This is a genomic window from Streptomyces neyagawaensis (assembly GCF_023516595.1).
Taxonomy (GTDB): Bacteria; Actinomycetota; Actinomycetes; order Streptomycetales; family Streptomycetaceae; genus Streptomyces; species Streptomyces neyagawaensis.
In genome coordinates, this window is sequence record NZ_JAMGBG010000152.1 from 1 (window position 1) to 580 (window position 580).

1 protein-coding gene is annotated in these 580 nt (G+C 69.0%); it reads right to left on the reverse strand.

Annotated elements, in window-relative coordinates; all coding sequences use genetic code 11:
• On the reverse strand, positions 1–580 hold a 580-nt coding region (locus tag M8J73_RS39055), incomplete at both ends, for a lyase family protein (RefSeq protein ID WP_249829697.1).

The following is a 580-nucleotide window of genomic DNA, read 5'->3' on the forward strand; positions in this document are numbered from 1 at the left end:
GGACGAGTTCGGCGACGCCCCGGCCGGTGGCGAGGGCCTCCTTGGCGATGTCGGTGGCCGCCGTGTAGCCGATGTGCGGGTTGAGGGCGGTGACCAGGCCGATGGAGTTCTCCACCGCCGCGCGCAGCTCGTCGACGTTGGCGGTGATGCCGTCGACGCAGCGCTCGGCGAGGGTGAGGCAGGCCGCCCGCAGGTGCGTGATGGACTCGGACAGGGAGTGCAGGATGATCGGTTCGAAGGCGTTGAGCTGGAGCTGGCCCGCCTCGGCGGCCATGGTGATGGTGACGTCGTTGCCGATCACCTCGAAGGCGACCTGGTTGACGACCTCGGGGATGACGGGGTTGACCTTGCCCGGCATGATCGACGAACCCGCCTGCACCGGCGGCAGATTGATCTCGTTGAGCCCCGCACGCGGCCCGGACGACAGCAGCCGCAGATCGTTGCAGCTCTTGGACAGCTTCACCGCGATCCGCTTGAGCACGCCCGACATCTGCACGAAGGCGCCGCAGTCCTGCGTCGCCTCGACCAGGTTGGCGGCGGTGACCAGGGGCAGCCCGGTGATGTCCGCGAGATGACGGCG